Below are 14,981 nucleotides of genomic sequence, written 5' to 3' on the forward strand. Positions count from 1 at the left end.
ACTTAAGCTGGCACCGCGTCGGACCACCGGTCGACTACCTGTCCGAGCACCCCGAGCGGCATCCCGCCGGCCTGGACCACCGCGTCGTTGAACCCACGCACGTCAAAGCCGGCGCCAAGCTTTTGCTTGGCGACATCCCGCAAGCGATTGATTTCATTGTGGCCGGTCTTGTAGCCCAGCGCCTGTCCCGGCCACACGCAATAGCGGTTGATCTCTGACCGGGCGCGGCTTTCGGTATAGCCGGTGGCGGCCATCAACCAGCGGACAGCCTGATCAACGGACCATTTTTTGTGATGAAGTCCGGTGTCGACGACGAGGCGCGCTGCGCGGAAGTTCATCGATTGAAGATACCCAATGCGCCCCAGCGGATCGCCTTCATAATAGCCAAGTTCAGCGCCGATCTGCTCCGCATATAGCCCCCAGCCTTCGGAATAGGCGTTGAAGCCGAGCAGTGTGCGGATCAGCGGCAGATCAAAGGTATATTCACCCTGCCAAATGTGCCCCGGGATACCTTCGTGGAAGGTGAGCGTCGCGAGTTCGAAGCGGGGCCAGTTCGCCGTGTCGCGCAGGTTGATATAGTAGATGCCTGGCGTCGAACCATCGAGTGCGCCCGGGCCAGCATAGCCGTTGGGTGCGCCGTTCTGGATCGCCGGGGGGACCCGCTTGATCACGAGATTACCGCGCACCAGCTTGCCAAAGGCCTTGGGCAGGCTGGGGCGAAGCTTCGCGACGACGGTGTTGAGGTAGGCGAGCAGCTCTGCGCGGCCCTGGTCATTATTAGGAAAAAGCAGCTCAGGCCGCTTGCCGAGCGCGGCGAGGCGCTCACCCGCGGTGCCTTGGGTGAGGCCCTGCGCGCGGAGCAGCGGATCGAGTTCTGCCGCATAGGCCCGGCATTGCTCCAGGCCGGATTCGTGGATTTCGTCGGGCGTTCGCTTCGTCGTGGTGGCGGCCTCGGCGAGCCAGGCGTAGCGATCCGCTGCGTCCGGCATTCGCCACATCCCGCCCTCCTCAGGAGCGCGCGTGCGCAGGGCGGCGAGGGCGTCGGCCTGTTTGGCTAGGGCGGGGGAAATGCGGCGGTCGACAATCGCAGTCGCGCGGGCCGTCCAGTCCCCGGTAAGGCCCGCCTTCGCCGTCTTTTCGGCGAAGCTGCGGATGACGCCCTGCTCGGCCGCGGGCTGCGCGGCGCCGGTGCGCAATTGAGCGACCGTGATGTCGTTGAAGGGGGCGGGGAGGAGGACGTTTTGGCGAGCATCGGCCTGTATCCGGCCAGTTTCGGCCTCCAACTGAGCGGCATAGGCCTCCAGCCGTGCAAGATAGGCCTCAGCATCGGCGCGGGCCGCGATCTGATGCTTGTTCTCGAGCAGATCGGGCGTGTCGACGAACGCACCATTGCCCTGCGTCACTACATAAGGGGTGGAGCGGTAATTGTTGTTCGACAGGAACGCCATGTCGCCGACCGGCATCCGCTGCCAGCCGTCGAGCGCGATCTCATGCGCTGCGATCACCGTTTCGACGTGAGTGGCGACCGTTGGCGACAGAGCGGCCCGATCGATCTTGCGCAAGCGGGCGAGGCGCTGCGCGGCGTCGCACCGGCGGGCTGCCTCCGCAGCGGCGCTGCGGTCGGTCAGCTTGCCCTTCAGCGCCAGGCGCTTGCCACTGTCGAGGCCGAGATAGGCCGCACCGTCGGGATAGGCGGTGAGGAGCGCCTCGGCCTGCTGATCCAGCACGGCGAGCGCGGCAGCGTCTGCACTGCTGCCGGCAGCCGCCGTCTGGGCGGTCGCCGGGGGCACCAGCGCACTGCTGGCGGCAAGCGCGGCGGTGCCGGTGAGGAAGTCGCGGCGGTCGATCGTCATGCGGACACCAGAAGCAGGAGGGCGAGGCGGGTTGTCAGGTCGGCGAGAGCGAAAACGCGAGGAAAGCCGGGCGGCGCGAAAACATGCCGCGCTCCGGAGGCGCGCGGCGTTATTCCGCGCGTGGGGTGCGCTGGCGGATCAAACCTTCCTGCGCCACGCTGGCAACCAGACGACCATCCTGGGTGAAGATCTGGCCGCGGTTCATGCCACGCGCGTGTCCGGTCCAGGGACTGTCGGTGGCGTACAGCAGCCATTCGTCGGCGCGGAAATCCTCATGAAGCCAGATCGAGTGATCGAGGCTCGCGCTCTGGAAGCCAGGTGTCGTCCAGTTCACGCCGTGCGGCAGCATGCAGGTGCCGAGTAGCGCCATGTCGGACGCGTAGGAGAGGATCGCGCGGTGCATCGAGGGATCGTCGCCGACCGGCGCAACCGCCCGGAACCAGCTGTGCTGGATTGGATCGGTCGGGGTGGGATTGAACCATTTGCGCGGATAGACCGGGCGGATCTCGATCGGGCGTGGGCGAGTGACCATGCGCCGCTGCTTTTCGGGCAGGTTGACCGCGTCCTTCTGACGCAGTTCGGCCTCCGTCGGCAGCGATTCCGGCGGCGGCACGTCGGGCATGCGATCCTGATGGTGGAAGCCTTCCTCCGGCACCTGAAGCGAGCAGGCGAGGTTCAGGATCGGTGCGCCGCGCTGCATGGCGATCACGCGGCGGGTGGAGAAGCTGCGCCCTTCGAAATCGCGCACGACGCGGTAGATGATCGGGAAGTTTTCATCGCCCGGGCGCATGAAATAGGCGTGGAGCGAGTGGGCGATCTTGGGCGCCTCGGTCGAGCGCTGGGCTGCCTGAAGCGCCTGGGCGATCACCTGGCCACCAAAGACGCGTCCGACGCCGCCCTTGGAGCGGCGCCCGCGGTAGAGATCGGTATCGATTTCCTCGACGTCGAGCAGGTCGACGAGGTCAGCAGCCAAGGCTTCGGGTGTAGGGGGAGTGCGCGTGTCGTTTGAGGTGTCGCTCATCTAGTCCATTCCCTGTGCCCGCTGCGACGGGAACAGGAAACCCGGCGCCGGAACATGCCCGGCGCACCTGTTTCGACCTGCCCCGATCTTGCTCCCCTCCCTCCTGCGGGAGGGAGGGGAAAAGCGTCAATAGCCGGCTGCGCGCGCGAGCCGATCGGCGTGGAAGTTTGCGTCTCCGAACAGCTCGGCAAGGACGCGCTGGCGCTTCATGTAGAAGCCGATGTCATACTCATCGGTCATGCCGATGCCGCCGTGCATCTGGATGCCTTCCTGCACGCTGAGCATCGTGGCGAAGCCGGTCATCGCCTTGGCGACCGAGACAGCCGCGTCCGCCTTCTCATCGCCAGCGTCGAGCAGCTGCTGCGCCTTCAGCACGGCCGCGCGCGCCACTTCCATCTCGCTGTAGAGATGTGACGCACGGTGCTGCAGCGCCTGGAAGCTGCCGATCAGCACGCCGAACTGCTTGCGCTCCTTCAGATAGTTCACCGTCATGTCCATCGCGCCAGCGCCGACGCCCAGCATTTCGGCAGCGGCACCCGCACGGCCAGCGCGCAGCAGGCGATCGAGCGGCGTGCGGCCGGCATCGACCTCACCGATCACCGCATCAGCATCAACCTCGACGCCGTCGAACTCGATGCGGGCGGCGAGGCTGGCATCGGTCAGACGCTCGGCGGTGGCAGTCATCCCGGCAGCGTTCTTCGGCACGGCGAACAGCGTGACACCGTCCTGATCCTCGGCTGAGCCGGCGGTGCGCGCGGCGACGATCACGACATCGGCGACATGGCCGTGGTGAACGAACTGCTTGGCGCCGGTAAGCTTGAAGCCGTTGCCGGCACGTTCCGCTTTCATGCCAACGGCAGAGCGGAACTTCGCACCCTCGTCGATCGCCAGCGCAGCAACAGTTTCACCGGCCAGGATGCCAGGGAACCAGCGCTCCGCGTGCGGCGTGCCCTTCATTGCCTCGACCGCGGCGACCGCGGTCTGCAGGAATGGCGACGGCGACAGGTTGCGGCCGATCTCCTCCAGCACTACGCCCGCCTCGACATGTCCGAGGCCAAGGCCGCCCTGTGCCTCGTCGATGAGGATGCCGGTGAAGCCCATGTCCGCGAACTGCTTCCACAGATCGCGCGAGAAACCGGTCTGGTCATTGTCGTCGCGCAGCTTGCGCATGTGGCTGACGGGGGCTGAATCGCCCACGAAGTCGCGCGCGGTGTCGCGCAGCATCGTCTGATCTTCGTTCAGGAAAAGAGGCATCGTTGATCCCTTATACGCTCCGGCGCGGATCGGCGCCGGAGGGGCGGGAAGGGCGGCTGGCGCCTGCGGCGGCGCCGCCCGTTTCCCGTGGATGGTTTGGCGAGCGCGCCCTCCCCCCTGCGGGGAAGGACGACCCGATCACGCGCCCGGCAGCTCCAGGATGCGCTTCGAGATGATGTTGAGCTGCACCTCGCTGGTGCCGCCCTCGATCGAGTTCGCCTTGGTGCGCAGCCAGTCGCGTGCCGGCGCGCCGCCGCGCGAACGCTCGCTCTCCCATTCCAGATTGTCCGAGCCGCCCGACGCCATCAGCAGTTCGTGGCGCGCCTTGTTCAGCTCCGTCCCATAATATTTCATCATCGACGGCTGGGCCGGATGCGCGCGGCCAGCCTTCAGCTCGTCAATGAAGCGTTCGGACTGGGCGGCGAACGCCTTGGAGCGGACCTCGAACTCGGCGATTTTGGCGCGGAGCAGCGGATCGGCGAGGCGACCGTCGTGATCGAGCCCGATGGTAGCGATCGCGCCTTCGATCAGCGGGTTCCTGCCGCCGCCGCCGAGGCCCATGTTCGAGATCATCTCACGCTCGTGGCCGAGCAGGTACTTCGCGACGTCCCAGCCCTTGTTGAGCTCCCCGACGAGGTTCTCCTTCGGCACCTTCACATTGTCGAAGAAGGTTTCGCAGAAGGGCGAATAGCCGCTGATCAGCAGGATCGGCTTCGTAGAGACACCCGGCGTCCGCATATCGAACAGGACGAAGCTGATGCCCTTGTGCTTGTTCGTCTTGTCGGTGCGCACGAGGCAGAAGATCCAGTCCGCGTAATTCGCGTAGCTGGTCCAGATCTTCTGGCCGTTGATGAGGAAGTGATCGCCCTTGTCCTCCGCCGAGGTGGCGAGGCTGGCGAGGTCGGACCCGGCGTTCGGCTCCGAATAGCCCTGGCACCAGCGGATCTCGCCGCGCGCGATCTTGGGCAGATGCTCCTTCTTCTGCTCCTCAGTGCCGTATTTCAGCAGCGCCGGCCCGAGCATCGAAATGCCGAAGGAGGAAAGCGGGTTGCGCGCACGGATGCGGCCCATTTCCTCACGCAGGATCTTGGTTTCGGCCGCCGAGAGGCCGCCGCCGCCATATTCCTTGGGCCAATCGGGCACGGTCCAGCCCTTGGCGCCCATGGCGTCCATCCACTGCTTCTGCGCCGGGGTCATGGCGCTCTGATCGCGGCCACCCCAGACGCTGTCTTTTTCGCTGCGGATCGGCTCGCGCATCTCGGGCGGGCAATTTGCCTCGAGCCACGCGCGCGTCTCGGCGCGGAACTGATCAAGATCGGTCATTCGCTTGCTCCTTCGCGGGTATTCTCGCGCAGATATTGGATGAGTTCGATGGTGTGGCCTTCCGGATCATCGAGGAAGGCGATGCGCATGCCGGGGAGATCCTCCGGCGGGCGAACGGATGTGGCACCGGCGGCGATCGCGCGATCCCAAGCGGCCTGGATGTCGCGGGTCGAGAGGCCGAGCGGCCCGTGATTGTCCCCGCGCACCAGGGTGCGGCCGTCAGTGTGGTGATAGAGGACGAGGGTGAAGGGATCGTCGGCGAGGCCGATCAGCACCTCCTCCAGGCCCGGAAGCGCGATTCGCCGGCGCTCCGTGAAGCCGAATGCCTCGCCGTAGAAGGCGAGGGCGCGCGGCAGATCCTCCACGACGAACTTGGTGAAAAGGATGCGTCCGACCGTCATTGCGCGCCTCCCGCAGCGTCATGGATGTCGCGCGCCGCGGCGATGGCGGTGCGATCGGCGTAGAGATCCGCGATCACCTGGACGCCGATCGGCAGCCCCTCCGCATCCTTGCCGATCGGCACGCTGGTCGCGGGCAGCATCGGGAAGGTGGCAAGGCCGGGGAAGGCGAACTGGTGGAAGAACTGCGTGTCCTCGCCATCGATCGAGAGGCGGCGGGTGGCGAGTGGTGTCGGATCGTGCGGGAAGGCCGTCATGCCCACGGTCGGTGCGATCACGGCATCATAGGTTTCGAACAGGCGGCGCCACTGGCGCTGGTTGCGGGCCTGTTCGTCATGGAGGTGAAGCCAGGGTTCGAGCTCGGGTGCGGGCACACCTTCCGGCCGCGGCGCGCGGCGCGACATCGCGATGTTGAGCATCTGCCAATAGCCGGTGTGCTGGCGTTCGAGGTCGGGCAACAGATCGCTGCTGGTGTCGACAGTCGCGCCGGTTTCGCGGAGTGCATTGCCGACCCGTTCGAGCGCCTCGACGATCGCACGTTGCACCTTCGCCATTGGATGGTTGGTGAGAAGGAGGAACCGCCATGTCGCACCATGGCGACGCGCGGGCGCGAGCGGGTGATCGGCGACAACCTCAAGCGCGGCTTCGAGATCATCGGCGTCGCGCGCCATTGGCCCGAGCACCGAGAGCGCAGTGCGCGCGCTATCGGTGCCGGGCATGTAATGGCCCTCTGTGGGGATGACGCCCCAGGTGGTCTTGTGCCCCCACACGCCGTTGAACGCGGCGGGTACGCGGATCGAACCGCCGATGTCGGAGCCGAACTCCAGCGGGACCATGCCGGCGGCGAGCGACACGGCCGATCCGCCGGACGAGCCGCCCGCGACCCGGTTCGGGTTCACCGCATTGTTGGTGCGGCCATAGACGGGATTGTCGGACTGGAGATCCGACAGCGCCGGGGGCACGTTGGTCTTGCCCAGGATGATCGCGCCGGCCCCCTTCAGCCGGCGGACGGTGACCGCGTCCTCCGCGGCGGTGAACTCGCGATGCTCGGCAAAGCCGAAGGTCGTCGGCAGGCCGGCGACGTCATAGCTTTCCTTGATCGTCATCGGCACGCCGAGCAGCGGGCCGTCAAACCCCTCGGCGATGCGCGCGTCGAGGTCAGCGGCTGCCTGCCGGGCGCGATCGAAGTCCCGCACCACGACGGCGTTGAGCGGGGCGTCGCGTTCCTCGATGCGGGCGATCGCCGCCTCGGTTTCCGCTAGCGCCGTGGTGGCGCCAGAGCGGATCGCGGCGGCGGTCTGGAGGGCGGTGCGCTCAGTCATGGCTAGAGGCTCCCGTGCCCGCCTGCCCGGCGCGCGCGGGGACCGATACCTCCAAGAGGGAGGGGCGGCACCACGGCGCGACGGGCAGGGCGGGGCACGATGCGGTCACTTCAGTGCAGCGCCCGTCTCGGCGGCGGTCTTGAGGCTCTCGGCGACCTTGAAGCCATGCTTTTCAAGGCCTTCGACGATCTTCTTCAGGCCGACCTCATTCTGCGCCCAGAACATCGGGCCGCCGCGATAGACCGGCCAGCCATAGCCCATGATCCAGACGACATCCACGTCGCTCGCGCGCTGCGCCTTGCCCTCCTCGAGGATCAACGCACCTTCGTTGACCATCGGGTAGAGCGTGCGCTCGACGATCTCCTGATCGGTGATCTCGCGCTTTGGCAGGTTCGACTTGGCGCGGAATTCCTCGATGATCTCGAGCGCGCGGGGGCTGGGCGTGGCGTTACGCTTCTCGTCGTAATCGTAATAGCCGGCACCCTTCTTCTGGCCCCAGCGCCCCTCGGCGGCGAGTGCATCGCGGATGCTCTCGATCCGGCTCGGGTCGCGGTGCCAGCCGATGTCGACGCCGGCGAGGTCGGCCATCTGGAACGGGCCCATCGGCATGCCGAAATCGGTGTGGACCTTGTCGATCTGCTGCGGCGTCGCGCCTTCCATGAGGAGCTTGTTCGCCTCGATCTGACGCGGGCTGAGCATGCGGTTGCCGATGAAGCCGTGGCACACGCCGGCGACGACTGCGACCTTCTTGATCTTCTTGGCGAGCGCCATGACGGTGGCGAGCACGTCCTTGGCGGTCTTCTCGCCGCGCACCACTTCGAGCAGGCGCATGACGTTGGCGGGCGAGAAGAAGTGCATGCCGACCACGTCCTCGGGACGCTTCGTCACCGCAGCGATCTCGTCGACGTTCAGGTAGCTGGTGTTCGACGCCAGGATCGCGCCCGGCTTGGCAATGGCGTCGAGCTTGGTGAACAGCTCCTTCTTGACGTCCATATTCTCATACACCGCCTCGATGATGAGATCGCAGTCGGCGAGATCCTCGAGCTTGAGCGTCGGGGTGAGCAGGCCCATCGCCTTTTCGGGCGCGTCGGGCTTGATGCGGCCCTTGGCGGCCGACGCCTCGTAGTTCTTGCGCATCACGCCGGTGCCGCGATCGAGCGCTTCCTGCTGCATCTCGACGATGGTGACCGGGATGCCCGCCGACAGGAAGTTCATCGAAATGCCGCCGCCCATCGTGCCGGCGCCGATCACGCCGACCTTGTTGATCGGGCGAAGCGGGGTCTTGGGATCGACGTCGTCGATCTTGGCGGCCTGACGCTCGGCGAAGAACAGGTGACGCTGCGCGGCGGACTGCGTGCCGGTCATCAGCTTCATGAACTGTTCGCGCTCGAACTTCATGCCCTCGTCGAAGGGAAGCTCGCTGGCGGCCACGACGCAGGCGATGTTGGCGGCTGGCGCATCGAAACCGCGCATGCGGCGGCCGTGCTTCTTCTTGAATTCCTCGACGGCCTCCGGGTCCGGGGCGACCGTCTTGTCGCGGACGCGCGGGATCGGCTTCTTGTCGGCAACCTCGCGGGCGAAGGCGATCGCGTCCGCCTCCAGGCTGTCTTCACCGACGACGCGGTCGACCAGGCCGACCTCGGCTGCCTTCTTGGCGGGGATCGGATCGCCGATCGCGACCATCTCGAGCGCGGCCTTCACGCCGACGATGCGCGGCAGACGCTGCGTGCCACCGGCGCCCGGCAGCAGGCCGAGCTTCACTTCGGGAAGCCCCATCACGGCCGACGGGACAGCAACGCGATAGTGGCAGGCGAGCGCGACCTCGCAGCCGCCGCCGAGCGCGGTGCCGTGGATCGCGGCGACGATCGGCTTCTCGCTCGAATCCATCATGTCGATGACTTCGTGAAGCGACGCGCCCTTGGGCGGCTTGCCGAATTCGGTGATGTCCGCGCCCGCGAAGAAGGTCTTGCCGTCGCAGCGGATCACCATCGCCTTCACCGCGGGATCGTTGATGCCCTGGGAGACGCCTTCCTTCAGCCCGTCGCGCACCCCAGCGCCCAGCGCGTTCACGGGCGGCGAATCGGAAATGATGACGAGAACGTCGTCGTGGCGTTCGAAGCGGACGGGGGAAGTCATTGTGCGTTGATCTCCAATTCAGGATGGTCGTGCGGCCGGTCACCCGGCCAGAAAGCCGTGTCAGCTGAGCGCGGAGTAGATCATCGTCTTCAGCTCACGCCGGATGGGATAGATCATGCTGGGCGACAGCTGGGTCATGAACACCATGGTCAGCCGTTCGACCGGATCGATGAAGAAGGCGGTGGAGAACATGCCACCCCAATAATATTCGCCCACGCTGCCCGGCATCATCGAACGCGCGGTATCGATCGTCACGGCAAAGCCGAGGCCGAAGCCGGTGCCGGCGTTCTGTGTCTCGCTGAACAGCGAGCGCGACATGGACGACAGGTCTGCGCCATTGGGCAGATGGTTCTGCGTCATCAGATCAAGCGTCTTGCGGCCCAGGATGCGTACGCCGTCCAGCGTGCCGCCGTTGAGGCACATCTGGCAGAAGCGCTGATAGTCGAGTGCCGTGGAGACGAGCCCGCCGCCGCCGGACACCAGCGTGAACGGCTTCGACCACATGCTTTCTTCGGCGCGGTCGAACATTACGCGGCCCTTGCCCGGCACCAGCGTGTAGCAATCGACCAGCCGGTCGAGCTTTTCCGAAGGCACGGTGAAGCCGGTATCGTTCATGCCCAGCGGCTTGAAGATACGCTGTTCGAAGAATTGCGGCAGCGACATGCCGGACACACGCTGCACCACCGCGCCGAGCACGTCGGTGGAGACGGAATAGTTCCAGCTGGTCCCAGGTGAGAATTCGAGCGGCAGCTTGCCCAGTTCGGCAACGAAGCCATCTAGATCGTACCCGCCGTGCCAATTCTCCAGCTTCAGTTCGCGGTGTGCGGCGTCGATGTTGGAGCGGTTCTGGAAGCCGTAAGTGAGGCCGGAGGTATGCCGCAGCAGATCGATCATCCGCATCGGTTCATGGGTCGGGCGGGTCATGAACGGCACGCCCGCGCCGCCGCCGGCATAGACGCCAAGCTTCTTGAATTCGGGAAGGACGTGATGAACCGGCGTGTCGAGCGCGACCTTGCACTCCTCCACCAGCATCATGAACGCGACCGAGGTGATCGGCTTCGTCATGGAGGCGATGCGGAACAGGCTGCTTTCGTCGATCTGCTTCGAACCACCCTCCCGAGCAGCTCCCTGCGACGAAAAGTGCACGATCTCACCATCGCGCGATACGAGCAGCTGGGTGTTGGGGAATTCGCCCGAATCGAGGTACCGCTCCTTCAGGAACGTATCGATCATGGTCAGCCGCTGGCTGTTGAAGCCGTGCTTCTCGGGTGATGCGATCTTCATGGCCCCTCCATACCCCCGTTTCTAATTCATACTCTCCCTATCGCTTGAGCAGGGCGGGAATCAATCCTAACGTCGCGTCAGAGCGAAGCGAATTTTACGGTGGGAGAATTTTTCGTGGCAACGCAACCTTTGGTCGCATCCTGGCCAGCAGTCTCGATCAAAGAGGCCGAAGCGTTGCTGACCGCGCCCGGCGCGAAGTTCGAGATGGAGACCGTGGCGATCCGCGGTATCCCGACCAGGGTGTGGAAGAACGCGCCGCCGCATATGGCCGCGCTGGTCGCGGTATCACGTGACCATGGTGAGCGGCTGGCGACGATCTATGAGGACGAGCGAGTCAGCTATGACGCGCAACACCGCGCCATCGCGGCACTTGCCGCCGATCTGGCGGCGGGCGGGGTTCGCAAGGGCGACCGTGTGGCGATCGCGATGCGCAACCTGCCCGAATGGATCATCGCCTTCTTCGCCACGACCGTTCTCGGCGCGATCGCTGTCCCGCTGAACGCGTGGTGGACCGGCGATGAGCTGGTTTATGGCCTGACGGACTCGGGCGCGAAAGTGGTGATCGCCGACGATGAGCGTTGGGAGCGGCTGGCGGATTTGCGCGCGGAGTATCCGGGCGTCACCCGCATCCTGATCAGCCGGGCGGCTCAGCCGCTGGATGGCGCGGAGCGGCTGGAGAATATCATCGGCACGCCTCACGACTGGGCGGCGCTGCCGGCGCGCGAACTGCCCGATGCGGGGCTGGTGCCCGAGGATGAGGCGACAATCCTTTATACCAGTGGAACGACCGGCAAGCCAAAGGGCGCGCTGGGCACGCACCGCAACTTCATGACCAACATTCTGTCGACCGGCTATGCGATGGCGCGGACGATCCTGCGCCGCGGCGATCCGCTGCCGGAACCGACGCCCAAGGTCGCGTTGACGGTCATACCGTTGTTCCACGCCACGGCGCTGTCATCCGGGTTGATGGGCTCGATGGCTGCGGGGCACACGATTATCTACATGCGCAAGTTCGAGCCCGTTCGCGCAATGGAGATCATCGAGCGGGAGAAGGTGAATTCGACCGGCGGGGTGCCGACGATCGCCTGGCAATTGCTCGAACACCCAGAGCGGCACCGCTACGACCTCTCCAGCCTGGAGACGATCGGCTATGGTGGCGCCCCATCCGCGCCGGAACTGGTCCGCAAGATCGCCGGCGAGCTGAAATCCTCCCCCGGCAACGGCTGGGGGATGACCGAGACGACTGCGACAGTGACCACCCATTCAGGCGAGGATTACCTCCAGCGCCCGGAAAGCTGCGGCCCTGCCGTCGCGGTCGCCGACCTGAAGGTTACCGACGCGGAGGGGCGCGAGCTGCCGCCGGGCGAAGTTGGCGAGTTGTGGGCGCGCGGGCCGATGATCGTAAAGGGGTATTGGAACAAGCCCGAGGCGACGGCCGCTACCTTCGTTGATGGATGGGTCCGCACCGGCGACCTCGCGCGGCTGGACGATGAAGGGTTCTGCTTCATCGTTGATCGCGCCAAGGACATGGTGATCCGGGGTGGCGAGAACATCTATTCGAGTGAGGTCGAGAACGTCCTCTACGATCACCCAGCGGTCACCGACTGCGCGCTGATCGGCATTCCGCATCGCACCCTGGGCGAGGTTCCGGCGGCGGTCGTTCACCTGGCGCCGGGCATGGCGGCGAGCGAGGCGGAGTTGCAGGCATGGGTGCGCGAGCGGCTGGCGGCATTCAAGGTGCCGGTGGCGATCCATTTTTGCGACGAGATGCTGCCCCGAAACGCCAATGGGAAAATCCTGAAGCGCGATCTGAAAAGCTACTTTGAGGATCGTGTAGCAGCCTGAAGCGTTGCGACTTCGCAACAAAGGGGTAGGCAGTGCACACCAAGGATTTCCTGCGCGGTCGGCGCCGCAACGAACTGAGCGCCGACGAACTTGCCGCCCTGGAAGGGGCGATCGAGCGCGTGGAGAGGTATCCGGCCCGCAAGGTGGTGTCCCGCCGCGGTGAGCGAATGCGCTACAGCACCCTTTTGATCGAAGGGCACATGTGCCGCTTCATGGATGCACGCGACGGGTATCGCCAGTTGCTGTCCTATCAGGTGCCCGGCGATTTCGTCGATCTGCACGGCTACCCGACGCGGTGCATCGACCATGACGTTGCCACCATTACCGAGGCGACGGTGGCGCTGGTACCGCACGAGCGGATCGACGCGATCATGGCGGAACGGCCGCACCTGGCATCGCTGCTGTGGTTCAGCACGATGCTCGACGCGGCCGCCCACCGCGAGTGGATTTTCCGTATTGGGCGTCTGGATGCCGCGGGCCGCCTCGCGCACTTCGTCTGCGAGGCGTATTGCCGGATGGCGGCCGTGGGGCGCGTTGACGACCGCGCATTCGACCTGCCGCTGACGCAGCAGGATCTGGGCGAGGCGGTCGGGCTTACCAGCGTGCATGTCAATCGCGTGGTCCGGCGACTGCGCGAGGAAGGGCTGGCAGTGATTGCGCGCGGGCGGGTGCAGATCCTCGACATGCCGCGCCTGTCGCGTCTGGGCGAGTTCGAGGCTGACTATCTGTACCTAGAGGATGGTCCTTGGGTGGAATAAGCGTGGCGGGCGCGAACCCGCATGCGCGCCCTCTCCGCCGTGGTCTTCCGCCGCAGTGACGGCTATGCCCGGACGCCGGCATTCGCGGCGTGCAGTCTCGCTTCATACCAGAGTCGATCGTCATGGCTGATCCTGTTCCCGGTTCCTCGGTGCCTTTGATCGGGGAGCAGCAGCCGGCTGCCGTGATCGGGCATGTGCCGGAGGATCCCCGCGTCGCGCTTCGTCGCGATCGATTGCTCGCCGCCCTGACGCTGACCGCGGGGATGGGGCTGGTCGTCGGACTGCCCTTCGCATTGAAGGCCGGGTCGGAGTTCTTCATGCCGACCGCCGTCGCGCTAGTCGTGTCGGTGGCGCTGATCCCGCTGCTGGAGTGGATCGAGGCTCGCCGCGTCCCGTCGCCGATCGCAGCGCTTTTCTGCGTTCTGGTGTTCCTCTTCGCCGCGAATATTGCGCTGGCGGCGATCGTGGTGCCGGCGATCGACTTTTTCCAGCTGCTGCCGACGCGCATCGACCGCATCCAGAAGAACCTGGAGCCGCTGCTGGACCTGTATTCCAACCTGGAGCGCTACGCGAACAAGACGCTTCAGCGCCTGGCGACCAACAATGTGCGCCAATCGCCCACCGCCGCGGTGGCGCCGCCCAGTTCGATCCTGGAACTGGCGGCGACATCGGCGCCGGCAGTCATCATCCAGGTGCTCTATGCGGTGCTGGTAACCTTCTTCTTCCTGTCGGGGTGGACGCGGATCCGCGAGCGGCTGATCACCAATCGGGAAAGCTTTGGCGGGGCGATGGCGACTGCACGCGTAATCCAGGATGTGGTGGACGACGTGTCGAGCTATCTCGGCACCATCACCGCCATCAACATCGTGCTGGGGCTGATCACCGCGGGCGCGCTCCACATGCTGGGCATGCCCTTCCCCTTGATGTGGGGCGGGATCGTCGCGCTGTTCAACTACATTCCCTATTTTGGGCCGGTGATAGCTGCACTGCTGGTCGCGATCGGGGGGCTGATGACATTTCGCGATATCGGCACGGCGATGGCTGCCCCGGCGATCATGTACGGCCTTCACCTGATCGAGGCGAATGTGGTGACCCCGCTGGTCGTGGGTCATCGCCTGACCATCAACCCGGTGTTGATCCTCGTGTCGCTGAGCTTCTGGGGCTGGGTATGGGGGACTGTAGGCGCGCTGCTGGCGGTGCCGCTGCTGATCATTATCCAGACGATCATAAAGGGGGCGGGCAAGCCCGACATTGCCGGCTTCCTCTTTGAACATGGCACATTGGTGCGGCAGCCGGCGGGTGGAGTGCGCCCGGGCGAAAAAAGTGACGGCGCAGTCGTTGACAGTCCTGCGCCCGTGGCATAGTGGCGCGCCTCCACGCTGATCCAAGCGGGTGTAGCTCAGTTGGTTAGAGCGCCGGCCTGTCACGCCGGAGGTCGCGGGTTCGAGCCCCGTCACTCGCGCCACTCCTTGCGGAGTTGGTGCAGATCAGTTGGAACTCCGACGACCTTGTCGTTCGCGTGCCGCTTTGCCGGCGCCTTGGGGTAAGTGCCTGGTCGTTCGCTCCAAGAGCGGCGGCGAAGGCAGATGAGAGCGGGTGTAGCTCAGTTGGTTAGAGCGCCGGCCTGTCACGCCGGAGGTCGCGGGTTCGAGCCCCGTCACTCGCGCCACCCCAGGGGGGGTGGCGTTTTCCTTCCCCGTCTCATCATGCCATTCTCAACACCGATGACGCTGCCACGATCGTCCTACGATGCGATGTTTCGCAGGATAGGCACCGTCTGGCCGAAC

General features: G+C 65.6%; 11 protein-coding genes and 2 tRNA genes. 5 read left to right on the forward strand and 8 right to left on the reverse strand.

Annotated features, from left to right (window positions below; all coding sequences use genetic code 11):
- Positions 1–2 precede the first annotated feature (2 nt).
- The 8 genes from K0S66_RS10545 to K0S66_RS10580 form a co-directional block, all read right to left on the reverse strand.
- Positions 3–1,853 carry a DUF885 family protein gene (locus K0S66_RS10545; RefSeq protein WP_301075338.1) on the reverse strand — a complete coding sequence of 617 codons (1,851 nt, stop codon included), beginning with the start codon at positions 1,851–1,853 and terminating at the stop codon, positions 3–5.
- Positions 1,854–1,962: 109 nt separating this feature from the next.
- Positions 1,963–2,874, reverse strand: coding sequence for an acyl-CoA thioesterase II (locus K0S66_RS10550; RefSeq protein WP_301075339.1), 912 nt, complete (start codon positions 2,872–2,874; stop codon positions 1,963–1,965).
- Between the two features lie 126 nt (positions 2,875–3,000).
- Positions 3,001–4,128: an acyl-CoA dehydrogenase family protein gene (locus tag K0S66_RS10555; protein WP_301075340.1), complete on the reverse strand. Its 1,128-nt coding sequence runs from the start codon at positions 4,126–4,128 to the stop codon at positions 3,001–3,003.
- Between the two features lie 138 nt (positions 4,129–4,266).
- Positions 4,267–5,451: an acyl-CoA dehydrogenase family protein gene (locus K0S66_RS10560; RefSeq protein ID WP_301075341.1), complete on the reverse strand. Its 1,185-nt coding sequence runs from the start codon at positions 5,449–5,451 to the stop codon at positions 4,267–4,269.
- Positions 5,448–5,852 (reverse strand): VOC family protein, encoded by a 405-nt coding sequence (locus tag K0S66_RS10565; RefSeq protein WP_301075342.1) that lies wholly within the window; start codon positions 5,850–5,852, stop codon positions 5,448–5,450. Before K0S66_RS10565 ends, K0S66_RS10560 begins: the two co-directional genes overlap by 4 nt.
- A complete protein-coding gene (locus K0S66_RS10570) occupies positions 5,849–7,171 on the reverse strand; it encodes an amidase family protein (protein ID WP_301075343.1) in 1,323 nt (440 codons plus the stop codon). The genes K0S66_RS10565 and K0S66_RS10570 overlap by 4 nt, the downstream gene beginning before the upstream one ends.
- 105 nt (positions 7,172–7,276) lie before the next feature.
- Positions 7,277–9,307, reverse strand: coding sequence for a 3-hydroxyacyl-CoA dehydrogenase NAD-binding domain-containing protein (locus K0S66_RS10575; RefSeq protein WP_301075344.1), 2,031 nt, complete (start codon positions 9,305–9,307; stop codon positions 7,277–7,279).
- 60 nt (positions 9,308–9,367) lie between these two features.
- Positions 9,368–10,591 (reverse strand): serine hydrolase domain-containing protein, encoded by a 1,224-nt coding sequence (locus tag K0S66_RS10580; protein ID WP_301075345.1) that lies wholly within the window; start codon positions 10,589–10,591, stop codon positions 9,368–9,370.
- Positions 10,592–10,705: 114 nt separating this feature from the next.
- On the opposite strand from K0S66_RS10580, the gene K0S66_RS10585 reads away from it, so the two are divergent.
- The 5 genes from K0S66_RS10585 (at position 10,706) to K0S66_RS10605 (ending at position 14,863) form a co-directional block, all read left to right on the forward strand.
- Complete coding sequence (locus K0S66_RS10585) at positions 10,706–12,436, forward strand: AMP-binding protein (protein ID WP_301075346.1); 1,731 nt, start codon at positions 10,706–10,708, stop codon at positions 12,434–12,436.
- A 32-nt stretch (positions 12,437–12,468) separates the two neighbouring features.
- Positions 12,469–13,194 carry a Crp/Fnr family transcriptional regulator gene (locus tag K0S66_RS10590; RefSeq protein ID WP_301075347.1) on the forward strand — a complete coding sequence of 242 codons (726 nt, stop codon included), beginning with the start codon at positions 12,469–12,471 and terminating at the stop codon, positions 13,192–13,194.
- Between the two features lie 122 nt (positions 13,195–13,316).
- Positions 13,317–14,558: an AI-2E family transporter gene (locus K0S66_RS10595; protein ID WP_301075348.1), complete on the forward strand. Its 1,242-nt coding sequence runs from the start codon at positions 13,317–13,319 to the stop codon at positions 14,556–14,558.
- Between the two features lie 24 nt (positions 14,559–14,582).
- Positions 14,583–14,659: transfer RNA gene (locus K0S66_RS10600), tRNA-Asp, on the forward strand.
- Positions 14,660–14,786: 127 nt separating this feature from the next.
- Positions 14,787–14,863: transfer RNA gene (locus K0S66_RS10605), tRNA-Asp, on the forward strand.
- Positions 14,864–14,981 lie beyond the last annotated feature (118 nt).

Source organism: Sphingomonas sp., from assembly GCF_029239295.1.
GTDB lineage: Bacteria > Pseudomonadota > Alphaproteobacteria > Sphingomonadales > Sphingomonadaceae > Sphingomonas.